The 25,742-nt window shown below is 66.6% G+C and carries 20 protein-coding genes; 3 read left to right on the forward strand and 17 right to left on the reverse strand.

What is annotated here, in order from left to right:
- Positions 1–79: 79 nt before the first annotated feature.
- The 6 genes from AC3WG5_RS16450 to AC3WG5_RS16475 all read right to left on the reverse strand — a co-directional run bounded on the left by AC3WG5_RS16450 (position 80) and on the right by AC3WG5_RS16475 (position 8,897).
- Positions 80–1,141: a porin gene (locus AC3WG5_RS16450; protein WP_014086681.1), complete on the reverse strand. Its 1,062-nt coding sequence runs from the start codon at positions 1,139–1,141 to the stop codon at positions 80–82.
- A 477-nt stretch (positions 1,142–1,618) separates the two neighbouring features.
- Complete coding sequence (gene cobA / locus AC3WG5_RS16455; protein ID WP_492569652.1) at positions 1,619–2,374, reverse strand: uroporphyrinogen-III C-methyltransferase; 756 nt, start codon at positions 2,372–2,374, stop codon at positions 1,619–1,621.
- 153 nt (positions 2,375–2,527) lie between these two features.
- Entirely contained in the window at positions 2,528–5,230 is a 2,703-nt protein-coding gene (locus AC3WG5_RS16460) for a molybdopterin oxidoreductase family protein (protein WP_492569654.1), read from the reverse strand.
- Positions 5,231–5,388: 158 nt separating this feature from the next.
- The gene (gene nirD, locus AC3WG5_RS16465) at positions 5,389–5,700 is read right to left on the reverse strand and encodes a nitrite reductase small subunit NirD (RefSeq protein ID WP_008953689.1); all 312 of its coding nucleotides are present in this window, start codon (positions 5,698–5,700) and stop codon (positions 5,389–5,391) included.
- A gap of 68 nt (positions 5,701–5,768) precedes the next feature.
- On the reverse strand, positions 5,769–8,201 hold the full coding sequence (gene nirB / locus AC3WG5_RS16470) for a nitrite reductase large subunit NirB (RefSeq protein WP_492569656.1): 2,433 nt from the start codon (positions 8,199–8,201) through the stop codon (positions 5,769–5,771).
- 285 nt (positions 8,202–8,486) lie between these two features.
- Positions 8,487–8,897 carry an EamA family transporter gene (locus tag AC3WG5_RS16475; RefSeq protein ID WP_014086677.1) on the reverse strand — a complete coding sequence of 137 codons (411 nt, stop codon included), beginning with the start codon at positions 8,895–8,897 and terminating at the stop codon, positions 8,487–8,489.
- Between the two features lie 94 nt (positions 8,898–8,991).
- Here AC3WG5_RS16475 and AC3WG5_RS16480 point away from each other — a divergent pair, with 94 nt between their 5' ends.
- A complete protein-coding gene (locus AC3WG5_RS16480) occupies positions 8,992–9,873 on the forward strand; it encodes a LysR family transcriptional regulator (protein ID WP_492569657.1) in 882 nt (293 codons plus the stop codon).
- Between the two features lie 10 nt (positions 9,874–9,883).
- Here the strand turns inward: AC3WG5_RS16480 and AC3WG5_RS16485 are convergent, their stop codons facing one another.
- The 6 genes from AC3WG5_RS16485 to AC3WG5_RS16510 form a co-directional block, all read right to left on the reverse strand.
- The gene (locus tag AC3WG5_RS16485; protein ID WP_492569659.1) at positions 9,884–11,554 is read right to left on the reverse strand and encodes a bifunctional protein-serine/threonine kinase/phosphatase; all 1,671 of its coding nucleotides are present in this window, start codon (positions 11,552–11,554) and stop codon (positions 9,884–9,886) included.
- A gap of 162 nt (positions 11,555–11,716) precedes the next feature.
- Positions 11,717–12,928: a nitrate/nitrite transporter gene (locus tag AC3WG5_RS16490; RefSeq protein ID WP_008953684.1), complete on the reverse strand. Its 1,212-nt coding sequence runs from the start codon at positions 12,926–12,928 to the stop codon at positions 11,717–11,719.
- A gap of 523 nt (positions 12,929–13,451) precedes the next feature.
- Positions 13,452–14,243, reverse strand: a complete 792-nt coding sequence (locus tag AC3WG5_RS16495; RefSeq protein WP_492569661.1) for an ABC transporter ATP-binding protein — start codon at positions 14,241–14,243, stop codon at positions 13,452–13,454.
- Between the two features lie 3 nt (positions 14,244–14,246).
- Complete coding sequence (ntrB, locus tag AC3WG5_RS16500) at positions 14,247–15,161, reverse strand: nitrate ABC transporter permease (protein WP_492569662.1); 915 nt, start codon at positions 15,159–15,161, stop codon at positions 14,247–14,249.
- Positions 15,162–15,185: 24 nt separating this feature from the next.
- Entirely contained in the window at positions 15,186–16,466 is a 1,281-nt protein-coding gene (locus AC3WG5_RS16505) for a CmpA/NrtA family ABC transporter substrate-binding protein (protein WP_492569663.1), read from the reverse strand.
- 247 nt (positions 16,467–16,713) lie between these two features.
- Entirely contained in the window at positions 16,714–17,298 is a 585-nt protein-coding gene (locus AC3WG5_RS16510) for an ANTAR domain-containing response regulator (protein ID WP_083844245.1), read from the reverse strand.
- Between the two features lie 174 nt (positions 17,299–17,472).
- Here AC3WG5_RS16510 and AC3WG5_RS16515 point away from each other — a divergent pair, with 174 nt between their 5' ends.
- Entirely contained in the window at positions 17,473–18,045 is a 573-nt protein-coding gene (locus AC3WG5_RS16515; protein ID WP_492569664.1) for a DNA-3-methyladenine glycosylase I, read from the forward strand.
- A gap of 110 nt (positions 18,046–18,155) precedes the next feature.
- Here AC3WG5_RS16515 and AC3WG5_RS16520 read toward each other — a convergent pair whose 3' ends face one another.
- The 5 genes from AC3WG5_RS16520 to selD form a co-directional block, all read right to left on the reverse strand.
- Positions 18,156–18,458, reverse strand: a complete 303-nt coding sequence (locus AC3WG5_RS16520; RefSeq protein ID WP_008953678.1) for a YMGG-like glycine zipper-containing protein — start codon at positions 18,456–18,458, stop codon at positions 18,156–18,158.
- 164 nt (positions 18,459–18,622) lie between these two features.
- Positions 18,623–19,906, reverse strand: a complete 1,284-nt coding sequence (locus AC3WG5_RS16525) for a sensor domain-containing phosphodiesterase (RefSeq protein WP_492569666.1) — start codon at positions 19,904–19,906, stop codon at positions 18,623–18,625.
- A gap of 313 nt (positions 19,907–20,219) precedes the next feature.
- Positions 20,220–22,796: an ATP-dependent chaperone ClpB gene (gene clpB / locus AC3WG5_RS16530; protein WP_492569667.1), complete on the reverse strand. Its 2,577-nt coding sequence runs from the start codon at positions 22,794–22,796 to the stop codon at positions 20,220–20,222.
- A 288-nt stretch (positions 22,797–23,084) separates the two neighbouring features.
- Positions 23,085–23,615 (reverse strand): LexA family protein, encoded by a 531-nt coding sequence (locus AC3WG5_RS16535; protein WP_492569668.1) that lies wholly within the window; start codon positions 23,613–23,615, stop codon positions 23,085–23,087.
- A gap of 3 nt (positions 23,616–23,618) precedes the next feature.
- Positions 23,619–24,644, reverse strand: coding sequence for a selenide, water dikinase SelD (selD, locus tag AC3WG5_RS16540; RefSeq protein ID WP_492569670.1), 1,026 nt, complete (start codon positions 24,642–24,644; stop codon positions 23,619–23,621).
- A gap of 33 nt (positions 24,645–24,677) precedes the next feature.
- Here selD and mnmH point away from each other — a divergent pair, with 33 nt between their 5' ends.
- Positions 24,678–25,718: a tRNA 2-selenouridine(34) synthase MnmH gene (mnmH, locus tag AC3WG5_RS16545; RefSeq protein WP_492569672.1), complete on the forward strand. Its 1,041-nt coding sequence runs from the start codon at positions 24,678–24,680 to the stop codon at positions 25,716–25,718.
- Positions 25,719–25,742: the final 24 nt, after the last annotated feature.

Genomic DNA, 25,742 nt, shown 5'->3' on the forward strand with positions numbered 1-25,742 from the left:
CTCCCCGCCCTGGCCTCACAAACGAAAAACCGCCGGCGACCGGAGGTCGCAGGCGGCGGGGGGAGACGCGGGCGTTCGCTTAGAACGAGTGCTTCAGGCCAACACCGAAGCCGGTCGGGTTGGAACCGGCACCGACGCCGGTCAGGCCGGCGTTGCCGAAGGTGCGGCTGGCGTTGTCGTCGTTGGCGATGCGGGTGTAGTAGGCGTAGGTCTGGGTGCGCTTGGACAGATCGTAGGTGGCGCCCAGGGTCCACTGGTTGGCACCGTCCTTGGCGTCGGACTTGGACTCTTGCAGCTTGGCGTAGGCCAGGCTCACACCGAAGTTGCCGAATTTCTGCTCGGCGCCGACGGTCCAGGCGTTCTGCTTGGTATCGCCGGTGGTCGTGTCGTTACGCTCCTGCTCGAAGCCGGCACCGATCTTGGTGTCGCCGAACTTGTAGCTGGCGGCCACTTTCCAGAAGGACTGGTTCAGGTTGGCGTCGCCGGCCACGGCGTTCTTGTCGTTGCGACGGTCGTAGCCCACGCCGACGTTGAAGCCGTCGATCGAGTAGGCTGCGGCCAGGCTCCAGACGTCCTTGTTGGTACGGTCGGTGCCGACGATAGCGCGAGTTTCGTCGGTGCCATAGGACACGGCAGCCTGGAAGCCGGCGAAGTTCGGGGTGTAGTAATGCACCGAGTTGGCCAGACGCGTGTCGCCATGGCAGAACACCGACTTGTCGGTGCAGATTTCGGCGATAGTGTCAGCCATCGGGTTGACCAGGATCGGCTTGAGCAGAGCCTTGTAGGCGCTGTCGTTGTAGCCCATGAAGGCCTTACCGAAGGCGCCGTCCAGACCGACGAAGCTGTTGCGGGTGGCAAAAGTGCCCTTGCGGGTGCCGCCGTCATCGACGGAGATTTCCTGCTCGACCTGCCAGATGGCCTTCAGGCCGTCGCCCAGGTCTTCATTGCCCTTGAAGCCCAGCTTGGACACGTTGGAGCTGACACGGGTGGTGGACTTGATGTCCTTGGTCGAATCGACAGCGCCGGTGGCCTTGACCGATTCGATCGATTCGCTGATGGTGCCGTAGAGGGTCACGTCGGCCAGGGCGGCCGGGGCGATCAGGGCGGAGGCGACCGCCAGGGCAAGCAGATTCTTCTTCATTGCGATAACTCACTAGGGTTGTTGTATTTCACGCTTCGTCGGGTGAAACGTGTGGCGAAATATAGACACTCAATGTGTCTTTCCTATTACGGTGATGTTAAATCGCGACACCACAAGGGGAATTTAGGCTTTATCGCCACACGGCATGAAGCATAAACAGGCCGCCGAGTCACCGCGTTGACGGCCATCAAGCCGATTACCTTGGCCGTGAGAACCTATTCATGATCTTGCGGCGCGTGCCTGATTGGGGCTCATGCGCTGCTCTGCGTGTGCAAATCCCCGATTTGCTCAGCCATGATCCTCATGTACTCCATGTACATCCCGGTTTCTGTGCTGGGCTGTCCCGCTGAGGGCTGCTCGCGACAGATGAACAGGTTCTGGGATTCAGACACAAAAGCGCCGGTCACTCCCCATGACCGGCGCTTTTGTTGTGACCTTCGCGTAGCGGCATGACCCCGCCCCGCTACGGGTGTTGTCCTATGCAACCCTGCACGCCTGCTCCAGTTGCGACTGCAAGGCAGCCAGGCCGGCGACTTCGCCCAGCACGATGACGGCGGGGCTGGCGAGCCGGGCCTCGCGCACGTCGGCGACCAGGTTGGCCAGCGTGCTGACCACGGCACGCTGCTCCGGACAGCCGACGCGGTGCACCACCGCCACCGGCAGATCGGCGGCGAAGCCGGCTTCGCGCCAGGCGGCGGTCAGTGTCGGCAGGTCGCTCATGCCCATGTAGCACACCACGGTGAGGCCGGATTGCGCCAGCGCCGCCCACGGCAGCGGGCTGCCGTCCTGGGTGTGCGCGGTGACCAGCGTCACGCCGCGGCTGAGGCCGCGATGGGTCAGCGGCAGGCCGAGCGCCGGGCCGACCGCGAGACCGGCGGTGAGGCCGCCGACGGCTTCGACCGTGACGCCGCGTTCGGCCAGCCACTGCCATTCCTCCCCGCCGCGACCGAAGATGAAGGGATCACCGCCCTTGACGCGCGCCACCACCTTGCCGTGGCGGGCGTAGCGCAGCATCAGGCGATGGATGAAGGCTTGCGGCGTGGAGCGACAGCCGCCGCGCTTGCCGACGTGCACGATGCGCGCGTCGGGGCGGGCGAAGCCCAGCACCTCGCGGCTGACCAAGTCGTCCACCAGCCAGACGTCGGCGGCCTGAAGGGCCTTCACCGCCTTGAGCGTCAGCAGTTCCGGATCACCCGGGCCCGCCCCGATCAGATAGACCTTGCCTGTGTTCATCTCATACTCCCTGGACCGCCTGGGGCCCATTTATTAGTCGGCTGTGCCTTTGCATCTTGAGCGCCGGCAGTGCTCGGTATCCTCATGGACTTCCTTGTCCACTCCGGTTCCTGTGCGCAGGCGGCACTCAACCTGCTTGGGCTCGCTCGACTACTAAAACGGGCCCTTCGCGGCAGCCACCATCCTCGTCAATTCCGGCACACAGGAACCGCAGCCGCTACCGCAGCCGAGTCCCGATTTCAGCCTTTCAACATCACAACCGGCGGCGATCGCCTGGACGATGGCGTCCTCGCGCACCCCGGTGCAGGCGCATACTACACGTGAACGGTGGATCAGAGTGCCTCCGCCCATCAACAAGCGCGCCAGGCTGTCCGGCGTCTCGCCGTCGTCAAACCAGTCGGACAGCGCCTCGTCGGCGCGCACGTCGCCGGCCAGCAGGTAGACGCAAGGCACTTTGCCGTTCAGCCATACTCTTCTAAGCACACTTCGTGCCGGGTCGTCGAAGGCGGCGAGCAGGGCGTCGGCGGGCGTCACCGTGTCGGCCAGCGCCTCGAGCAGGCCGGCCTCGGGGGCGGCTTCGGCCGCGAGCTTGAGGCGCACCGCGGTGCCGCCGGCAACCACCGTCAGCAGCACGGCGTAGGGGAAGCGCGCCAGCCACGGGGTCAGGCGCTGGCGCAGCTGGGCCACGTCGCCCTTGACCAGCAGGGTGAGCCGCCACGGCAGGCGCGCCGGTTCGAGCGCGATGGCGGCGTGCTTGAGTTCAGGCTGGCGCGATACCGGGTCGACCTTGCCCAAGGTCAGGGCATTGACACCGTTGCCGGCCATGTAGGCACCACCCCAGTGCATCGGCAGGAAGGCCATGCCGGGGCGCAGGTTGTCGTCGGACGCGACCGGTAGCACGATGGCGCCGCGCCGCGACTTGATGCGCGCCAGATCGCCCTCCTTGAGGTGGTAGCGGTCGAGGTCGCGCGGGTTGAGCGACAGCACCGGTTCTTCGACGTGACGGGTCAGCCCTGGCACCAGCGCGGTGCGGCTCATGGTGTGCCAGTGGTCGCGCAGGCGGCCGGTGGTCAGGCGCAGCGGGTACTGCGCCGAGACGTTCTCCGCCACCGGGCGGTAGCCGATGTCGACGAAGCGGGCGCGGCCGGACGACGTGGCGAAGCGGCCGTCCTGATAGAGCCGCGCCTGGCCGGCGGTGGCGCCGGCCGGGAACGGCCATTGCTGCGGGCCGATCTGGTCGAGCACGGCGTAGCTCAAGCCGGTGATGTCGAGGTCGCGCCCGGCGGTGGTGACGACGTGCTCGGCGAACACCTGGGACGCTTCTTCGTAGCCAAACAAGGTTGGCCGAAGCGGATGCAGACGCGCTTCCAGCGCCTGCGCCACGTCGCGCGCGATGATCCAGTCATGGCGCGCCTCGCCCGGCGCCGGCAGCGCGGCGCGCACGCGGCTGATGCGGCGCTCGGAGTTGGTGACGGTGCCGTCCTTCTCCGGCCAGGTGCTGGCCGGCAGCACCAGGTCGGCGTACGGCAGCGTTTCCGAGCCGGCGAAGGCTTCCTGCACGATGACGAAATCGACCTTCTCCAGCGCGCGGCGTACCAGCGCCTGGTCCGGCAGCGATTGCGCCGGGTTGGTGCAGACCACCCACAACACCTTGATCTGCCCTTTCGAGGCGGCCTCGAACAGTTCGATGGCGGGCAGGCCGGGCTCGGCCGGGATGCTGTCCACGCCCCAGATGGCCGCCACTTCGGCGCGGTGCGCGGGGTTGGCGAGGTCGCGGTGCGCCGACAGCAGGTTGGCCAGCCCCCCTACTTCGCGCCCGCCCATGGCGTTGGGCTGGCCGGTGAGCGAGAACGGGCCGGCGCCGGGCTTGCCGATCTGGCCGGTGGCCAGATGCAGGTGGATCAGCGCGGCGTTCTTGTCGGTGCCGGCGGCGGACTGGTTCAGGCCCATGGTGTAGAACGACAGCGCCGCACCGGCGCGGCCGAACCAGCGCGCGGCGGTGACGATGTCTTCTTCGCTGATGCCGCAGATGTCGGCGGCGGCACGCGGGGTGAATTCGCGCAGCCGCTCCTTCAGCTTGGCGAAACCTTCGGTGTGCTGCTCAATGTAGTCGCGGTCGAGCAGGTCGTCCCACACCAGCACGTTGAGCATGGCGTGGAACAGCGCCACGTCGGTGCCGGGCAGGATCGGCAGGTAGAGGTCGGCGAGGCTGGCGGTGTCGGTGCGGCGCGGGTCGATCACGATGACCTTGAGCGCCGGGTTGGCGGCCTTGGCGGCTTCCAGCCGGCGGAACAGCACCGGGTGGGCGTAGGCCATGTTGGAGCCGGCGATCAGCACCACCTCGGCCTGGTCGATGTCTTCGTAACAGGCCGGCGGCGCGTCGGCACCGAGCGTGGCCTTGTAGCCCGCCACCGCGCTCGACATGCACAGCCGCGAGTTGGTGTCGACGTTGTTGGTGCCGATCACGGCGCGCGTCAGCTTGTTGAAGACGTAGTAGTCCTCGGTCAGCAGCTGACCGGAGAGGTAAAACGCCACCGAGTCCGGGCCGTGCTCGGCGACGGCCGCCGCGATGCGGTCGGCGGCGCCGGCGATGGCGTCGTCCCAGGCGATGCGCTGGCGCGGGGCGGCCTTGTCGTGGCGCAGCTCGGGATAGAGCAGGCGCGCGCCCGGCTTGCCGGTGGTGTCGGCCAGGGTGCGGCCCTTGCTGCACAGCCGGCCGAGGTTGGCCGGGTGCGCGGGATCGCCCTCCACCGAGGTCAGGCGCTGGCCGTCGGACTGGATCAGGACACCGCAGCCGGTGCCGCAGTAACAGCAGATCGAGGAGACAGTCTTGTTGCGTCCCGTGGTGTCTGTCATGTGATGTCTCCCAATGCGATCAATCTTGATGGAGCCTTGCCGTAGGGCGGAAGCCGCGCCGAGCTGGGCGTTCCGTCGAGGCGGGCGTGCCGCGCTCACGCAGAACGCCCTACATCAGCTCGTTTCGGCCCGGCTTCGGCGGAGCGCCCCGTGACGGCTCATTTCAGGTCCAGCGAGACCTGGCCGTCTTCGACGCGTACCGGGATGTGGCCGGTGCAGCCGACATCGGGCGCGCAGGCCTCGCCGGTCTTGAGGTCGACCACCCAGTTGTGCAGCGGGCAGGCCACGGTGTGGCCGGAGATGATGCCCTGCGACAGCGGGCCGCCCTTGTGCGGGCAGCGGTCGACCAGCGCGAACACGTAGTCGTCCTCGGCGCGGAAGATGGCGATGTCGTCCTGACCCTCGCGCTTGAGGACGCGGGCGCCCTGCTTCGGGATGTCATTGATGGTGCAAACGGTTTTCCAGTTCATGCTGATCTCCTTGTCCATTCGTGCCGGGAGCACGGGTGCTGACGACGTGCTCCCGCGGCGGTCTGGCATTACACGGTGAGCGGTTCGAATTCGTGACGGGCGACACCTTCCTTGACGCGCTCGGTCCACGGGTCCTTCTCGAAGGACAGGGCGAAGCGCAGCCGCTCGTACAGGGCCTTGCGGTTTTCCAGGTTGTCGACCACCTGGGCCTTGATGAAATCGAGGCCGACGCGGTGCAGGTAGTGCACGGTGCGCTCGAGGTAGAACGCCTCCTCGCGGTAGAGCTGCAGGAAGGCGCCGGAGAGTTCCAGCACTTCCTCGCGTGTCTTCACCTTGGCGAGGAACTGCGCCACCTCGGTCTTGATGCCGCCGTTGCCGCCGATGTAGAGCTCCCAGCCGGAGTCGACACCGATGATGCCGACGTCCTTGATGCCCGATTCGGCGCAGTTGCGCGGGCAGCCCGAGACCGCCAGCTTGACCTTGGCCGGGCTCCACATGCCGGTGAGGTCCTTTTCCAGGTCGATGCCCATCTGGGTGGAATCCTGCGTGCCGAAGCGGCAGAACTCGGAGCCGACGCAGGTCTTCACGGTGCGCAGGCTCTTGCCGTAGGCGTGGCCGGACGGCATGTCGAGGTCGGCCCAGACCTTGGGCAGGTCTTCCTTCTTCACGCCCAACAGGTCGATACGCTGGCCGCCGGTCACTTTCACCATCGGGATGGCGTACTTGTCGGCGACGTCGGCAATGCGGCGCAGCTCGGAGGCGTTGGTGACGCCGCCCCACATGCGCGGGATCACCGAGTAGGTGCCGTCCTTCTGGATGTTGGCGTGCACGCGCTCGTTGATGAAGCGCGACTGCGGATCGTCCTTGGCTTCGCCCGGCCAGGTGGCGATCAGGTAGTAGTTGATCGCCGGGCGGCAGGTGGCGCAGCCATCCGGGGTGCGCCATTCGAGGAAATCCATCACCTGGCGCAGGCTGGTCAGGTGCTGTTCGCGGATGACCTTGCGCACGCCGCCATGGGTGTGTTCGGTACAGCCGCACACCGGCTTCTCGGACTTGGGCTTGACGTCGGCGGCGCCGCCGACGCAGTTGATCAGGATCTGCTCGACCAGGCCGGTGCACGAACCGCAGGAGCTGGCGGCCTTGGTGTGCTTCTTGATCTCGTCGACGGTGAACAGGCCCTTTTCCTGGATCGCCTTGACGATGGTGCCCTTGCACACGCCGTTGCAGCCGCACACTTCGGCGTCGTCCGGCATGCCCACCACCTTGCTCTGGCCGGCGTGGCCGACGTCGCCCTGCCCGCCTTCGCCCAGCATCAGCACGTCGCGCATCTCGGCCACCGACTTGCCTTCGCGGATCAGGCGGAAGTACCAGGCGCCGTCGGCGGTGTCGCCGTACAGGCAGGCGCCAACCAGTTTGTTGTCCTTCAGCACCAGCTTCTTGTAGAGGCCGCCCATCGGGTCGGACAGGGTGATGGCTTCGGTGCCGTCGTCGCCCATGAAGTCGCCGGCGGAGAACAGGTCGATGCCGGTGACCTTGAGCTTGGTCGAGGTGGCGGCCGGCACGTAACGACCGATGCCGTAGTGCGCCAGGTGGTTGGCGGCGACCTTGGCCATGTCGAACAGCGGGGCGACCAGGCCGTAGGCCACGCCGCGGTGGCTGACGCACTCGCCGACGGCATAGACGCGCGGGTCGTAGGTCTGCATGGTGTCGTTCACCACCACGCCGCGGTTGCAGTAGAGACCGGATTTTTCGGCCAACTCGGCGTTCGGGCGGATGCCGACGGCCATCACCACCAGGTCGCCCGGGATTTCTTCGCCATCGGCGAAGCGCAGGCCGGCGACGCGGCCGGTGCCGTTGTCCAGCAGCGCGGCGGTCTGCTTCTGCAGGTGGAAGGCGATGCCGCGGTCTTCCAGGCTCTGCTGCAACAGCTTGGCGGCGGTACGGTCGAGCTGGCGGTCGAGCAGCCATTCGCCGAGATGCACCACGCTCACCTCCATGCCGCGCGCCATCAGCCCGTTGGCGGCTTCCAGGCCCAGCAGGCCGCCACCGATCACCACGGCTTTCTTGTATTTCTGGCTGGCCTCGATCATCAGGTTGACGTCACGGATATCGCGGAAGGTCACCACGCCGTCGAGGTCCTTGCCCGGCACAGGCAGGATGAAGGGGTTGGAGCCGGTGGCGAGCAGCAGGCGGTCATAAGGAGCTTCGGTGCCGTCGGAGGTGCGCACCACGCGCTTGACGCGGTCGATCTCGGTGACTTCCTTGCCCATGTGCAGGGTGATGCCGTTTTCGGCGTACCACTCCACCTCGTTGAGCATGATCTCCTTCAGCGTCTGTTCTCCCGACAGCACCGGCGACAGCAGGATGCGGTTGTAGTTGGGGTGCGGCTCGGCGCCGAAGACGGTGATGTCGTAGAAGTCGGGCATGAGCTTGAGCAGCTCTTCCAGCGTGCGTACGCCGGCCATGCCGTTGCCTACCATGACGAGTTTCGGTTTGTTCATCGGGATCTCCTTAGCATCGTGGCTACGCCGCATTCACCCTTGCCGCAGCGAGACCAAATAAAAAAAGTCCGTTCCCATGGATTCCCCCATGTTGAACGGACCTCTTTGTCCTTACCCGCTTCACCGCCATTGGCAAACCGGGCATTGTTGTCTGCTGCATTACTAGCAAGCACCGTGCCAGCTTCAGGATGCCCCTTTGGCGGGGGTTCCAGGCCATTGCCCGGTTGCGACCAGTACGTTGCAGTGCACCAACGCACCAAGAGCGTGCACGGTGCGTCACGCCCGCTATTTCTGCAGCATCAACCACAAGCCGGCCAGGCTTACCATGGCCCCGCCCAGGCGCAGTAGCGAGGGTTGCTCACGAAACAGCAAGAAGCCCAGCGGCAGCAGCACCAGGGTGCTGATCACGTTGGCGCTGAGCGAGGCCACGCCCATCTGCCAGCCGGCGCGGTAGGCCAGCAGAAAACCCAGCTCGATACCGAGGATGCCGAGCGCGACGCCGCTGCTGCTCCAATTCACCGCCAGCAGGCTGCGGCTGCCGGGGCTGAACAGCATGCCGACGAGGCACAGCAACATGGCCAGGCCGTAGCTCACGGCCAGGGTCAGGAACGGATTCACCGCTTGCGGTACGTGCTTGAGCGACAAGTGGTAGATCACCGAGCCGGCGACCGCCAGCAACAAGGCAGACAGATACATGATGGACTCCCTATAAAGTGGATGCCTCCATGCTATCGGCCCGTATCAGGTATAGGTAGACTGTCGTTTACTATGCCTGTTATAAGGAATGTTTATGACTATGGACCTGGATACCGCCTTGCTGCGCGCTTTCGTCAGCGTGGTCCGCCATGGCAGCATCAACCGCGCCGCCACCATGCTGCAGCGCACCCAGCCCGCCGTCAGCCTGCAGATCCGCAAACTGGAGCAGCAGCTCGGCCAGCCCCTGCTGGAGCGTTCGCCACGCGGCATCCGGCTGACCGGGGCCGGCGAGGCGCTGCTGCCCTACGCCGAGCGCCTGCTGACGCTGACCGACCAGTTGGTGCCGGGGCTGGGCGGCCGGCCCGCCAGCGTGCAGCACCGCCGCATCGGCATCATGGAGGATTTCACCGGCACCCGGCTGCCGCGCGTGCTGGCGGATTTCGCCAGCGTGCATCCGGGACTGCGCCTGTCGGTGACGGTAGGGCTGAAGGCGGAGTTGTTCGCCGCGATGAACGCCGGCGAACTCGACGTCATGGTGAGTTCGCCACTGGCCGACAGCGCCCTGCTGCCGAAGCCGGATGCCCAGTTCCTGTGCCCACTGGCGTGGTTCGCCGCGCGCGGCAAGGTGCCGCCGTCGTCCTCCTCCTTGCCGCTGGTGATTTTCAGTGCCCCCTGCTCGTGGCGCGAACAGACGCTGGCGACGCTGAACCGGGCCGGACAGCCATGGCATATCGTGTTCGAAAGCGCCAGCCTGCCCGCCATCCAGGCGGCGGTGGAAGCCGGCCTGGGGGTGGCGGCGATGCTGGCGGACACGCCGCCCGACCACAGCCGCTGCATCAACGACGGCAGCCTGCCGCCGCTGCCCGGCATGCCGGTCGGCGTCTACCGGCAAAACGGCGACGGCGACCCGCTGACGCGGCAACTGGCGGAATTGTTCTGCCGCGAGTTGGACATGCCCGTAGCGACGGCAGCCTGAGCCCCGCCGCTCACCACACCAGCAGCAGGTACACCAGCACCAGGTTGAGCAGCAGCGACACCAGGGCGATGGCGCGCCACAGCTTGAGCGGCGCGCGCTCGGCCCACGGCACGCGACGGCGCACGGAAACCGGCTGCGCGTCGCCCTTCTCCAGCGCGAGCTGCAGCTCTTCCGCGGTTTCGAAACGGCGTGCCGGGTCGCGCTCGACCGCCTTCAGCAGCACGTTTTCCAGCCACAGCGGCAGATCCGGGCGGTAGCGCGTCGGCAGTTCCGGGGTGCCGAAACGCGGGTGCTGGAACGGTTCCACCTCGCCGTAAGGGTAGTGGCCGGTCAGCAGCCAGTACAGCGTCACGCCAGCGGCGTAGAGATCGGTGCGCACGTTGGCCGAAGCGCCCTCGAACAGCTCCGGCGCCATGTAGCTCGGCGTGCCCGGCACCGCACCGTCGCGGTCGACGGTGAGCCCGGGGCAGTACGCCACGCCCAGGTCCAGCAGGCGCAGCTTGTCGTCGTGATCGATATGGACGTTTTCCGGCTTGACGTCGCGGTGCACGATATTGAGCCGGTGCAGCGCCGCCAGTGCGCGCGTCAGGCGCAGGCCGATTTTCACCACCTCGCTCGGACCGATGCTGCCGCCCTCGCGCTGGCGCCGTTCGGCCAGGTTTTCGCCGGCGTACCAGCGCAGCAGGTAGTAGAGGTGCTGGCGTGCCGGCAGCGGTTTAACCTCGGCGAAGTAATGCGCGGTCAGGCGTTTCTGCAGCCACTCCTCGACCAGCAGCGCCTGCTCGGCCTGGCTGTCGCCGGCCAAGGTCGGCGGCAGCGTCTTCATCACCCAGCGCTTGCCCGCGCTGTCGAGCACGCGGTAGGCGAGCCCGGACGGGGCGTCGTTCAACACCGCCTCCACGGTGAGGCAGTCGAACTCCTGCCCCGGCTTGAGCCGCGGCGGCAGCGACTGGAAGGCCCCGCGCGCCAGCTCGTCGCCGAGGTTGGCCGAAGGCAGGCCGTCGACGCGCAGCACGATGGCCGACAGGTTGTCGCCGGAGCCGGCGGCGATGGCCTCCTCCACCAGCACCTGGGCCGCGCGCTGCGGATCGACGTGCAGCCGCAGCACTTCGTCCAGGCGCTTGTCGGGCAGCGGCCCCCACACCCCATCGCTGACCAGCAGGAACACGTCGCCCTCGGCCACGTCGCCGTCGAGGAAGTCGGCCATGACGTGCTCGTCGAGCCCCATGGCGCGCTTGAGCACGTGGCGCATCGAGGGCTCGTCCCAGACGTGGTCGGTGGTGAGGCAGAACAGCCGGCCGCCGGTGAGGCGGTAGAGCCGGCTGTCGCCGACGTGCGCCACGGTGAAGCGCCGGCCGCGCAGCACCAGTGCGGTCAACGTCGCCACCAGCGTCTTGCCCTGCGAGCGCAGCCAGCGGTTGTGCGCGGTCAGCAGGCGATCGAGCGCGGTGCCGACCTCCCAGGTTTCCGGCGTGGCGTAGTAGTCCGCCGCCACCGCGCGCACGCTGGACTGGGCGGCGAGCTTGCCGTCGGCGCAGCTCGACACGCCGTCGGCCAGCACGAACAGCGCCCCCTTGCTGGTCAAGAGGCCGGCCTCCGGCGTCACGCAGGCCAGCGCATCCTCGTTGCGCGGCTTGGGGCCGGCATCGGTGGCGTGACCGACGGTCAGGGCGAGCGACATGGTCGAATCCTTGTTCCCATCCGCCTCGGCGATGGCGTCGGCGGATGAGGGTGGTCAGTGTGCGAATCTCTCGCGGGCCACTCTGGGCCGGCGAGAGATCCGCTCAGCGCGCACCGGCCGTCCCTACCCGGAACAGCTGGCGCGCGGGTCCTCCTGTTCGAACTATACCCGGGCCGAGGTCACGCTGGCCGCACCCCAGGTGGTGCGCCAGCGCAGCTTGACGCTGTGCAGGCCGAACCAGGCCACCAGGCCCAGGCTGGCGAACAGCCACAGGCCGATCTGGTAGTTGCCGGTGGATTGCTTGACGAAGCCGAGGCCCGCCGCCAGCAGGAAACCACCGATGCCGCCCGCCATGCCGACCAGGCCGGTCATCACGCCGATTTCCTTGCGGAAGCGCTGCGGCACCAGCTGGAACACCGCGCCGTTACCGCAACCGAGCGCCAGCATGGCACCGACGAACAGCGCCAGCGCGGCGTAGGCCTGCGGCAGGTTGAAGCCGACCACGCCCAGCATCAGCGCGGCGATGGTGTACATCACCAGCAGGGTGCGGATGCCGCCGACGCGGTCGGCCAGCGCGCCGCCCAGCGGGCGCATCATCGAACCGGCGAACACGCAGGCGGCGGTGTAGTAGCCGGCGGTCACCGCGTTCAGGCCATACTGGTCGTGGAAGTAGCCCGGCAAGGCGCCGGCCAGGCCGACGAAGCCGCCGAAGGTCATGCTGTAGAAGAACATGAACCACCAGCTATCCTTGTCGCCCAGCACCTTGAGGTAATCGGCCAGCGACTTGGCCGGCGCGCGGTTGGGCGCATTCTTGGCCAACAGACAGAACACCACGAACACGATCGACAGCGGGATCAGCGCGAAGCCGAACACGTTCTCCCAGCCGTAGACCGAGGCCAGCCCCGGTGCCAGCAAGGCCGCGAACACCGTGCCGGAGTTGCCGGCGCCGGCGATGCCCATCGCCTTGCCCTGGTGCTCCGGCGGATACCACTGCGACGCCAGCGGCAGCGACACCGCGAACGAGGCGCCGGCCACGCCGAGGAACAGGCCCAGCAGCAGCGCCTGGTGGAAGGAGTGGATGCCGAAGTGCCAGGCAGTGCCCAGAGCCGCGATCACCACCACCTGGCCGACGATGCCGGCGGTCTTGGGCGACAGGCGGTCCACCATCAGGCCAATGGCGAAACGTAGCACCGCGCCCGCCAGGATCGGCGTGGCCACCATCATGCCGCGCTGCTGCGCGGACAGCGACAGGCTGTCGGCGATCTGGATCGCCAAGGGCCCGAGGATGTACCAGACCATGAAGCTCAAGTCGAAGTAGAGAAACGCGGCCAGCAGAGTGGGCCAGTGCCCGGCCTTCCAGAAACTCTTGTTCATGTACCTTCTCCCGATATCGATGCGAACCAGTCGCCGCGCAAAAAAAAACGTCCGCCGCCGCGCAGTGTTGGCTGCGTGGTAGCGGACGCCGTTGTCCGTCTCAGGCGAAAGACCCACATTGGTCTCCCCCTGCCATCCGGCGAACCTGGCCTTCGTTGGCCCGGCGTGCCGGAGCTGAATTGTTCGAGGTTGATATAGCAACTAGCGTGCCAGCCACGAAAGCCGCGCCAGGTGGGCCTTGGCGCCGTCGCACGCGGTCTGGCGCACTGCACAAGTGCGCCGATGCACCAGCCGGGCACATCGGCGCCCGCGCCATGAAAAAAGCGGGGAAGACTCTCGTCTTCCCCGCCCTCCATTACCACCCAAAGTACATAGGGCCTGTTTCAGTAGGCCAGCGAGCCAAAGCAGGTTGAGTGCCGCCAGCGTCCAGGAACCCGAATGTACCCTGACCACATGAGGATTCCGTATCGCTGAGCGAATCTCCGAAGGAGATGCGCAGGCACAGCAGCCTGATGCAATAGGTTCACGCTGCCGGTCGCAGATGCTTCTGATACAAAAACTCCAGCACCGCGCTGCGATAGCCGTGGTAGGCACTGTCGTTGGCCAGCGCCAGCCGCTCACGTGGACGCGGCAGCGCCACTTCGAGAACCTCGCCGACGGTGGCGGCCGGGCCGTTGGTCATCATCACGATGCGGTCGGAGAGCAGCACCGCCTCGTCCACGTCGTGCGTCACCATCACCACGGTGGCCCGGGTGGCCTCGACGATCTTCACCAGCTCGTCCTGCAGATTGGCGCGGGTCAAGGCATCCAAAGCGCCGAACGGCTCGTCCATCAGCAGCACCTTGGGCTCCATCGCCAGCGCGCGGGCAATGCCGACACGCTGCTTCATGCCACCCGACACCTCGTGCGGGTACTTGTCGCTGGCGTGGCTCAGGTTGACCAGCGCCAGCGCCGCCTCGCAGCGCGCCTTGAGTTGGACCTTGTTCTCGCGCTGGCCAAACACTTTCTCCACCGCGAGGTAGATGTTGCCGTAACAGGTCAGCCACGGCAGCAGACTGTGGTTCTGGAACACCACGGCACGCTCCGGCCCCGGCCCGTCGATCTCGCGCCCGCCGCACAAGGCGATGCCGGCATCGGGGTCGTACAGCCCGGCGACGATGTTGAGCACGGTGGATTTGCCGCAGCCGGAGTGGCCGATCAGCGACACGAACTCGCCCTGGCGGATGGTCAGGTTTACATCGCGCAGCGCCACGAAACGGCCCTGGCGACTAGCGAAGCTCTTGCCCACGCCTTGCAATTCGACGAATTTTTCCATGACTCACACTCCCTGACCGAAGCTGAAGCGGCGCGCCAGCAGGATCAGCGCCTGCTCCAGCAAGAGCCCGACCAGCCCGACGATGAAGATGGCGATGATGATGTGCTCGACGTTGAGGTTGTTCCACTCGTCCCACACCCAGAAGCCGATGCCGACGCCGCCGGTGAGCATCTCGGCCGCCACGATCACCAGCCAGGCCACGCCGATCGACAGGCGCACCCCGGTCAACACGTGCGGCAACACCGACGGGAACAGGATGGTGGTGAACACCTTGAACTCGGACAATCTCAGCACGCGCGCCACGTTGAGGTAATCCTGCGGCACCGCACGTACCCCGGCGGCGGTGTTGAGGATCATCGGCCACACGCTGGAGATGAAGATCACCCAGATCGACGCCGGGCTCGCGGCCTTGAACACCAACAGGCCGATCGGCAGCCAGGCGAGCGGCGAAACCGGTCGCAGCAGGCTGATCACCGGCGCGAACATCGCCGAGACGAAGGCGAAGCGGCCGAGGATGAAGCCGGCGGGAATGCCCACCAGCGCCGCCAGGCCGAAGCCGATGCCGACGCGCCCGAGCGAATTGAGGATGTTCCAGCCCACGCCCTGGTCATTCGGCCCGTTGCGGTAGAACGGATCGGCGAACAGCAGCTTGGCCGATTCCCAGGTGGACAGCGGCCCCGGCAGGCCGCCGCGCGACTTGGCAACCACGGCCCAGACCAGCACCAGCAGCGCCAGCCCCAACAGCGGCGGCACCACGGTCTTGATCGCCTGCACCAGCAGGCGCACGGCGGGCGAGGTGTCGGCCGATTCCAGCGACGGGAAACGGCGTTTCGACGCGGTGCGCGCCGGCAGTGTCTGTTCCACGGTCTTGCTCTCTGTGCCGCTCACGACACGGGCTTCATGCTTGATGGCTTGCATGGTGGTTCTCCCCTATTCCGTGGCTCAGGCGCGAATCTTGAACGAAGCGGCGTAGCCTTTCGGGTCCTTGCCGTCCCACACCACGCCGTCGATCAGCTTGGCCGAGCGCATATCGGAACGCGGCAGCGCGACCTTGGCGAGCGCAGCGGCTTCCTTGTAGAGCGCGATCTGGTTGATCTGTCGCGCCACGCCCAGGTAGTCCGGATCGGCCTTCAGCAAGCCCCAGCGCTTGTGCTGGGTGAGGAACCACATGCCGTCGGAGAGATACGGGAAGTTGACCCTGCCCTCGTCGAAGAACTTCATCAGGTGGGGGTCTTGCCACTTCTTGCCCAGGCCGTCTTCGTAGGAACCAAGGAAGCGCCCCTCGATGACCGGCTCCGGCGCGTTGACGTAGGCCTTGTCGGAAATCAGTTTGGCCACGCTGGCGCGATTCTTGACATCGTCGATGTAGCGCGAGGCTTCCAGCAGCGCCGCGGTCAGCGCGCGCGCGGTGTTCGGGTTCTTTTTCACCCAGTCGCCGGTGCTGCCCAGCACCTTTTCCGGGTGGCCGGCCCAGATCTGCTGGGTGGTGGCCACGGTGAAGCCGACATTGTCGGCGATGGCGCGGGCGTTCCACGGCTCGCCGACGCAGTAGCCGTCCATATTGTCGACGCGCATGTTGGCCACCATCTGCGGCGGCGGCACCACGATGGTCTTGACGTCGCTCATCGGGTTGACGCCCTGCGCGGCCAGCCAGTAGTAGAGCCACATGGCGTGGGTGCCGGTGGGGAAGGTCTGGGCAAAGGTGTATTCGCGCGGCTCGGCCTTGATCAGCTTGGCGAGCGCCGGGCCGGAGGTCACGCCCTTGGCCTTGAGCTGGTTGGAGAGCGTGATGCCCTGGCCGTTCTGGTTCAGCGTCATCAGCACCGCCATGTCCTTCTTCGGACCGCCGATGCCCAGGTGCACGCCGTACACCAGGCCGTACAGCACGTGGGCGGCGTCCAGCTCGCCGTTGACCAGCTTGTCGCGCACCGCGGCCCAGCTCGCCTCCTTGGACGGCACGATGGTGATGCCGTACTTCTTGTCGAAGCCCATCTTGGAGGCCACGATCACCGAGGCACAGTCGGTAAGGGGAATGAAGCCGACTCTGACTTCGGTTTTTTCCGGCTTGTCGCTGCCGGCAGCCCAGGCGCTGCTGGCGATGCCGGCCGGCAAGGCGGCCAGCAAGGTGGTGGACCCCATGGTGGTCAGTGCTCCCTTGAGAAAAGTGCGTCGCTCCGGCGCCGCGGGCGAACTGCTGTCGATCGATGTGCGCGTGTCTTCCATTTCCTTCTCCCTCATTGCAGAAAAAAACAGCCGGAAACAAAAAGCGCCTGTCGTCCCGCTCCGCGTCGGAGAGGGTGCGACAGGCGCCGTTGCCTGTCCGGATGGAGCCGCCGCCGTTGGTGGCCTACCCGGTCACCACGCCATACGCAACTACCATGCCAGACAACAATCGTCTGTTTTTAAAGGAATATTTTTTATGACCTACGCTTTTGTGCACTGCACACGTGCGTTCTGCACCACCGCACGCTCAGCCTTTGAGCCAGTTCGCCAGCTCCACCACCTCGCGCGCCACGTCGCCGATCTTCTTTTGCGACTTCATCGCCCGCTCGCGCAACTGGCGGTAGGCCTCGTCCTCGCCGATGCCCTTCATCTGCATCAGCAAGCCCTTGGCCTTCTCCACCACCTGGCGGTCGGCCAGGCGCTGGCGCATGCCGTCCAGCTCCTCACGCCGCTCCTTGTCGAGCGAATAACGCTCTATCGCCACCTCCAACAGCGGCTGGATGCGCTCGGGCACCACATCGCCCACCACGTAGGCGGCCACCCCGGCCGCGAGCGCGGCGCGGATGGTGTCGCGGCGGGCGTCGTCGGTAAACATCACCACCGGCCGCTCGCTGTGCGCGCTGCTGACGCAGACGTGCTCCAGCATGTCCCGCGATGGGGCATCGGAGTCGATCAGCACGATGTCGGGGCGGATGCTGTCGATCATTTCACCCAGCCGCAGCGACACCTCCACTTCCGCAATCACGCGCACGCCGGCCTGCGTCAGCGCCTCCTTGAGCGCAGCCGCCTTGCCCGATCCATCGTTCACCAGCATTACCGTCAGCACTGTCATCTCCCTATTGCACAGAAAAGGTGAAGCAAGCACCATGCCGGGTCGATGCTCTTTCCATGCAAACTACCTGTCCACGATCTGCGTGCAACCTGTCTCGGGCCCCCAAAAGGCAAACGGCTCGATACGGCGGAGACCCAACGCAGCGTGGGCTTACTTTAAGGTTGGCCGAAGACCATGATTACTGCAACGCGCTGCCCGTGGTGCGGCGATGACCCGCTCTACGTGGCCTACCACGACCTGGAATGGGGCGTGCCGGTGCACGACGACCGCAAGTTGTTCGAAATGCTGGTGCTGGAAGGCGCCCAGGCCGGGCTGTCGTGGATCACCATCCTCAGGAAACGCGAAGGCTACCGCGCCGCGTTCCACGGCTTCGACCCGGCACGCGTCGCGACCATGGACGAGGCCGACGTCGAGCGCCTGCTGCAGAACCCGGCCATCGTGCGCAACCGGCTGAAGATCCACAGCGCCATCCGCAACGCCCGCGTGTTTCTCGAGCTGCAGCGTCTTCACGGCAGCTTCGCCGCCTGGCTATGGGCCCAGGTCGACGGCCAACCGGTAATCAATCGCTGGAGCAGCCTGTCCGAATGCCCCGCCTCCACGCCCCTGTCCGACGCCATCAGCAAACAGCTGAAGAAGGCCGGCATGAACTTCGTCGGCAGCACGGTGATCTACGCCTTCCTGCAGGCCACCGGCGTGGTCAACGACCACCTGATCGGCTGTCACCGTCACCCGCAACGACAAGGCTGAGCCGCGCTCGCCCGCTAGCGCCTCACGCAACAAAAAGCCGGTGCCGGGAACCCCGGACACCGGCTGCGCGCCTTGCTGACACAAGCGATTCGATGCGGCTTTTTTAGCTCTTAATCGTCGTAGCGATGGTGATGGTGGCGGTGCCCGCGCTTCCAGCCGCGCTCTTCGACATAACGATGCTCTACGATGGTGCGACGCGGTTCGGGCCGGGTTGCGACACCGGTACCGATGGCGGCACCGGCCGCCGCGCCGATCATCGCGCCATCCCGCCCACCCAATGCCGAACCGACCGCCGCGCCGGCACCACCGCCCAGCGCGCCGCCGAGCACGGCGTTGCTGTCCATGGCGTAGGCCGAGCCGGTCAGCAACAGGCTGCCGGCCAGCAGGGCGACCATCCAACGGTTCTTGTTCATGGCTGTGTTCCTTAAGGCTAGTGCAGTAATCATCAACGGCGGCATCATAACCAAGATCGCCACCCGGCGCTGTCAAGAAGTACTAACAATTGTTAAGCCTGATGCTTACGCCGCCGCCCCGGCCGAAGATCTCTCGCCTGACATCCTGGCGTACGGAGTCATCGTCAGGCCAGCCCTTCCAGTTTGATGTCGCAACACAGCACCCGCTGCCCCTGCGCCAACGGCACCGTCAGCGACAGCGTCACGCACAGCCGGGAGTTGGCGACCGACAGGTAGGGGCTGCTGACTTGCAGCTGGCCGGGGTGGGCCAGGGCACGGTAGTGGTAGGGTTTGCGCGCCCAGTTGGCGCCCTGCGCCTCCTCCAGCGGGGCGAAGCGCGAGGACGCCGGTTCGTGGTCGGCACGCAGCACGCTGGCGCCGATCTGCACCCCGTCCGCGCCGATCAGGTAACAGCGGTCCACTTGCGGCATCGCCAGCAGCTCGGCGCAGGCCGACGCCAGACCCTGCTCGGTCCACAGCCGCTGCGCCGCGCGCTGGAAGGCGCTGGCGTAGACCTGCAATTCCCGGCGCTGGCGCGCAGAGGCCTGCGCCGCGGCGTGCCGGGCGGACAGCGCAGCGATGCCGCCGTCGCCATGGCGCAGCGGCTGCGGCGCCGGCCGCGCGAAGTGAAAGCCCTGCACCAGGTCGGCATCGCTGTCCAGCGCGATGGCCGCCTGCTCCTCGTTCTCGACCCCCTCGATCAGCGCCAGGCTGCCCGCCTCGTGGATCAGCGCCACCGTGGCCGGCAGCACGCGCCGAGCCCGCGGCGAATGCTCGGCGGCGGCGATCAGCTTGCGGTCGAGCTTGACGATGTCGGGCGCGGCACGCCAGATGCGCTCGATGTTGGAGGCGTCGGCACCAAAGTCGTCCAGCGCCACCAGGCAGCCCATACGGCGGTAATTGGTCACCGCCTCGCTCAACAACGACTGGTCGGCAATGGTGCCCTCGAGGATTTCCACCACCACGCGCCGGGCGGGAAAACCGCTGTGCGCCAGCAGCTCGGCGAAGAACGGCTCGGACTGGCCAGCCCGCACGACGACCTGGGTCGACACGTTGAGGAACAGCCAGGTCTGAGCGTCGTCCAGCCCCCCGGCGTCACGGTAGTTGGCGAGGTGCAGGGCACGGCACAGCCGGTCGAGAAAGACCCGCTCCTCGTCACCTTGCGCGCTGGCCAGCGCCTGCAGCGGCCCCACCGGGCTGCCGTCGGACTGCCGCGCCCGCAGCAGCGCCTCGTGGCCGACGATGCGGCTGTGCGCCAGGCTGTAGATCGGCTGGAAGTGGCTATCCAGGGACAGCTCACGGAAGCGGCCGATGGCGCGGCCGGATTCGGGGAGGATGGAGCGCGTGATGTCGCCCAGCGGCAGGCACAGGCCGGACGACGACAGCGGCAAAGCGGAGAGTGATTGCATAGTGGCAAAAAAAGGCGTCCCCGGGCCGGTCTGCCCCGGGGACGCCGTTGTCCCTTTCAAGTGCGGACCGCCGTTGGTCCGCCTGCCGCTCATTTAGCAATCGCTGTGCCAGCGTCCCGCTCCGCCATGCCGTCAAAATGACTGGATAGCGCCCGCCACTCGCCCGGCATTGGCGCATATTGCACTGCAACAGTGCACTGCCCGCCCCGCCCGAACCAGGAAGCAAAAGACCCCCGGTCCTGACGACGTGTCTTGAAACACGTCACCGAACCGGGGGTCCACGTCACCCGCCTTCAGGCGGGCGGTCGCGTGCTCACCCGAACACGATCTGGCCGTTTTGCGCGTCCACCAGCACCGTCGCCTTGGGCTCGTACTTGCCGGCCAGGATGGCCTTGGCCAAGGGGTTCTCGATGTCGGACTGGATCGCCCGTTTCAGCGGCCGCGCGCCGTACACCGGGTCGAAGCCGGCCTCGGCGATGGCGTCGAGCGCCGCATCGGTGACCTGCAGCGACAGCTCCAGCTTGGCCAGGCGCCGCTCCAGCGACTTGAGCTGGATACGGGCGATGGAGCGGATCTGCGCGCTGCCCAGGGCGTGGAACACCACCACCTCGTCGATGCGGTTGATGAACTCGGGGCGGAAGTAGCCCTTCACCTCGGCCATCACCGCCAGCTTGATCACCTGGTAGTCGTCGCTGCCCATAGCCTGGATGTGCTGGCTGCCGATGTTCGAGGTCATCACCACCACGGTGTTCTTGAAGTCCACGGTGCGTCCCTGGCCGTCGGTCAGGCGGCCGTCGTCCAGCACCTGCAGCAGGATGTTGAACACCTCGGGGTGCGCCTTCTCCACTTCATCCAGCAGGATCACGCTGTAGGGCTTGCGCCGCACCTGCTCGGTGAGCTGGCCGCCCTCCTCGTAGCCGACGTAGCCCGGAGGCGCGCCGATCAGCCGCGCCACCGAATGCTTCTCCATGTACTCCGACATGTCGATGCGGATCAGATGATCTTCACTGTCGAACAGGAAACCGGCCAGCGTCTTGCACAACTCGGTCTTGCCCACCCCGGTCGGCCCCAGGAACAGGAAGGAACCGTACGGCCGGTTGGGGTCGGACAGGCCGGAGCGGCTGCGGCGGATGGCGTCGGACACCGCGCGCACCGCCTCGTCCTGCCCCACCAGGCGCTCGTGCATCACCTCTTCCATCCGGAGGAGCTTCTCGCGCTCGCCGGCCAGCATCTTCGACACCGGGATGCCGGTCATGCGCGACACCACCTCGGCGATCTCCTCGGCGCCGACCTGAGTGCGCAGCAGGCGGTTCGGCTTCTGGGTGCCGGCACCGGCCGCTTCCGCCTCCTTCAGGCGCGCTTCCAGCTGCGGCAGCTTGCCGTACTGCAATTCGGCCAGTTTCTGCCAGTCGCCCTGGCGCTTGAGATCCTCCATCTCCACCTTGAGGCGGTCGATCTCCTCCTTAATGCTCTGGCTGCCCTGCGCCGTGGCCTTCTCGGCCTTCCAGATTTCCTCCAGGTCGGCGTATTCGCGCGACAGCCGGTCGATCTCGTCCTCGATCAGGCCCAGCCGCTTCTGCGACGCCTCGTCGCTCTCCTTCTTCACCGCCTCGCGCTCGATCTTGAGCTGGATCAGGCGGCGGTCGAGCTTGTCCATCTCTTCCGGCTTGGAGTCCAGCTCCATCTTGATGCGGCTGGCGGCCTCGTCGATGAGGTCGATGGCCTTGTCCGGCAGGAAGCGGTCGGTGATGTAGCGGTGGCTCAACTCCGCCGCGGCGACGATGGCCGGGTCGGTGATATCCACGCCATGGTGAATTTCGTATTTCTCCTGCAGCCCACGCAGGATGGCGATGGTGTCCTCCACCGAGGGCTCGTCCACCAGCACCTTCTGGAAGCGGCGCTCAAGCGCGGCGTCCTTCTCGATGTACTTGCGGTATTCGTCCAGCGTGGTGGCGCCCAGGCAGTGCAACTCGCCGCGCGCCAGCGCCGGCTTCAGCATGTTGCCCGCGTCCATCGCCCCTTCCGCCTTGCCGGCGCCCACCAGGGTGTGGATTTCGTCGATGAAGATCAGCGTATTGCCTTCGTCCTTGGCCAGGTCGCTCAGTACCGCCTTCAGCCGCTCCTCGAAATCGCCACGGTACTTGGCACCGGCCAGCAGTGCGGCCAGATCGAGCACCAGCAGCTTCTTGTGCTTCAGGCTTTCCGGCACCTCGCCGTTGACGATGCGCTGCGCCAGCCCCTCGACGATGGCGGTCTTGCCGACGCCGGGCTCGCCGATCAGCACCGGGTTATTCTTGGTGCGCCGTTGCAACACCTGGATGGCGCGGCGGATCTCGTCGTCGCGGCCGATCACCGGGTCGAGCTTGCCCTGACGCGCCCGCTCGGTGAGGTCCAGGGTGTACTTCTTCAGTGCCTCGCGCTGGCTCTCGGCATCCTGGCTCTCCACGTTGGCACCACCGCGCACCGCATCGATGGCGGCGTTCAACGCGTTGGCGGAACCGCCGTTGTCCTTGAGCAGCCGCCCGGTCTCGCCCTTGTCGTCCAGCAGCGCCAGCAGGAACAGTTCGCTGGCGATGAAGGCATCGCCGCGTTTCATCGCCGCCTTGTCCGTCAGGTTGAGCAGGTTACCCAGGTCGCGCGACACCGTGATCTCGCCCCCGGTGCCCTGCACCTTGGGCAGGCGGTCGATGACGGACTTGAGCCCGCCACGCAACCCCGCCACGTTGACACCGGCCCGCGCCAGCAGGCTGCCGACGCCGCTGTCGGTGTCGTCCAGCATCGCTGCCAAGAGATGCTGCGGCTCGATGTAGGCATGATCGTGAGAGAGCGCCAGGCTCTGCGCGTCGGCCAGAGCCTGCTGGAATTTGGTGGTCAGTTTGTCGAATCGCATGAGGGACTCCTGAATCGCTGTTAATCCCTATTTTGGGCGGGGTTTTGGCGATTTCAAGAGCGCAGGCAGGGAATACCTCCACCAGCGGAACAGGGGCTACCCGAGAAACGATCGGCCAAGGGCAAGAGCCTGGCCGAATCGTTGAACGAGCCACGCTAGGCGGAGTGCGGGGGGAACACCGAAACGGGAACGGGGAAGTAAACGAAGAGGATTACGCCTCTCCGTGCGACTTATTGAACAGCGTCGGACGCAGCCGCTGCAGCTCAACAGCGGCTGCGCGGGATGGGCTTAAGCCTTGTGGGGCGGCTTGAGCGAACGCACCACCGCCGTGACCACGCCCCACACGTCGAAGCCGGCCTCCGGGTTGGCGCGCAGCGCCGGATAATCGGGATGATCCGGCACCAGCCAGGGACCGTCGGCGCGCAGCTCCAGCCGCTTTACCGTGAGTTCCCCCGCCACCACCGCGATCACCACGTCGCGGTGGCGCGGCCGCAGCAGGCGGTCGACCACCAGCATGTCGCCGTCGAAGATGCCGGCGCCGCTCATCGATTCACCGGACACCCTGACGAAGAAGGTCGATTCGGGGTGGCGAATCAGGTAGTCGTTGAGATTGAGTGAGGCTTCCCGGTAGTCGTCGGCCGGGGATGGAAAGCCCGCCGGCACACGGGAAGCATAGAGCGGCAGCTCGGTCTCGGAGAGCACCTCCGCCGCCCGGAACGCCTGGCGCGGAAAACGCGCGATCAAGGCATCCAGCGCCTCTCGCCCAGGCGGCGCGAACGGGATGCCATTAGCGGAGTCGGAGGAGAATGGTTCGGCCATGACTCAGCGCACGCTGATCCGCGGTTCGCCCTGATGCAGCGAGCCGATCACCGCGGCGTAGCCGAAGCCGCTCTCCTGGAAGCGCGCCAGCACCGCCTCGGCCTGCTCCGGCGCCACCGCCACCAGCAGCCCGCCACTGGTCTGGGGATCCGCCAGCAGGCGCCGCTGCCACTCCGGCACCGAGTCGGCGAAACGAACATGGGCGCCGAAACTTGCCCAATTGCGCTCGATGGCGCCGGGGCCATAGCCCTGTTCGGCCAGCGGGCGCGCCTCGGCGATCACCGGCACCGCCGCCATCTCGACCTCGGCCGTCAACCCCGAGCCCTTGCAGATTTCCAGCAGATGCCCCAGCAGGCCGAAGCCGGTGACGTCGGTCAGCGCGTGCACCCCGGACAGAGCCGCGAGCTGCGCGCCGACGGTATTGAGCTGGGTGGTGGAGCCGATCAGCGCGGCGTAGCCAGCGTCGTCCAGCACGCCCTTCTTCATCGCCTGCGCCAGCACGCCCACGCCCAGGCCCTTGCCGAGGATCAGCACGTCGCCGTCGCGCGCGTCGCAGTTGCGCTTGAGCTGGTCCGGGTGTACCACGCCCAGCGCCACCAGGCCGTAGATCGGCTCGGGGGCGTCGATGGAGTGGCCGCCGGCGAGCGGAATGCCGGCCTCGCGGCACACCGATTCGCCACCGTCGAGGATGTCGCGGATGGTCTCCAGCGGCAGGGTGTTGACCGGCATGCCGACGATGGCCAGCGCCATGATCGGCGTGGCGCCCATGGCGTAGATGTCGGACAGCGCGTTGGTGGCGGCGATGCGGCCGAAGTCGCGCGCATCGTCGACGATGGGCATGAAGAAGTCGGTGGTGGCGACGATGGCCTGGCTGTCGTTGAGCTTATACACCGCCGCGTCGTCGCTGGTTTCAGCGCCCACCAGCAGGTTGGGAAACGGCATTTTTTCCTTGGCGCCGGACAGGATGGATTCCAGCACCGACGGGGCAATTTTGCAGCCGCAGCCGCCGCCATGAGACAATTGGGTCAATCGTATTTCAGCCATCGGTTCTCACCACATACCATGTATTTCAAGGTCGCGAACGTATCACAGCTCACCGGGTTTGACGAGATCATCGACGTGCGCACCCCGGCGGAATTCGCCGAGGACCACATCCCCGGCGCCATCAACTGCCCCGTGCTCGACGACGAGGAGCGCATCCGCGTCGGCACGCTGTACAAGCAGGTCTCGCCGTTCGCCGCGCGCAAGGTCGGCGCCGCGCTGGTGGCGAAGAACATCGCCCGCCACATCGAAGAACGCTTCCACGACCGCCCCAAATCGTGGAAACCGCTGATCTACTGCTGGCGCGGCGGTCAGCGCTCCGGGGCGATGGCCATCGTGCTCGCCCAGGTGGGCTGGAACGCCCACCAACTGGAAGGCGGCTACAAGGCCTACCGGCGCCAGGTGCTGGAGGAACTGGCCGAGCGGCCGGCGGCATTCAACTTCCGCGTGCTGTGCGGCCCGACCGGCTCGGGCAAGAGCCGTCTGCTGGAGGCGCTGGCGGCGGCCGGCCACCAGGTGCTCGACCTGGAGCGGCTGGCCTGCCATCGCGGCTCGGTGCTCGGTCTGCTGCCGCACCAGCCCCAGCCGACGCAGAAAGGCTTCGACAGCCAGTTGGCGCTGCAGTTGCGCCAGCTCGATCCGGAACGCCCGATCTACATCGAAGCGGAAAGCAAGAGGATCGGCCAGATCGCCCTGCCCGACGCGCTGTTCAAGGCCATGCACCAGGGCGAGTGCCTGCGCCTCGAGGTGCCGCTGGCCGAGCGCGTGCGCTTCCTGCTGGAAGATTACGACTTCTACGTCGCCGAGCCGGAGCGCCTGCTGGAGCAGCTGAACTTCTTGAAGAACCTGCACTCGCGTGCCCAGATGGACAACTGGGCCGAGCTGGTGCGCGGGGGCCGCTTCGAGCAACTGGTCCAGGAACTGCTGGAGCAGCACTACGACCCGCTCTACCACCGCTCGCAGGGCAATCATTACCAGCGCCTCGACCAGGCCCTCGACATCCGGCTGCCGAACCTGTCGCCGGGCGTGCTGGCGACGACCGCCCAGGCCCTGCCACACTGAGCCGCTCTTCGGCCAACCTTGAAC

The organism is Pseudogulbenkiania sp. FW507-F1 (assembly GCF_058781125.1).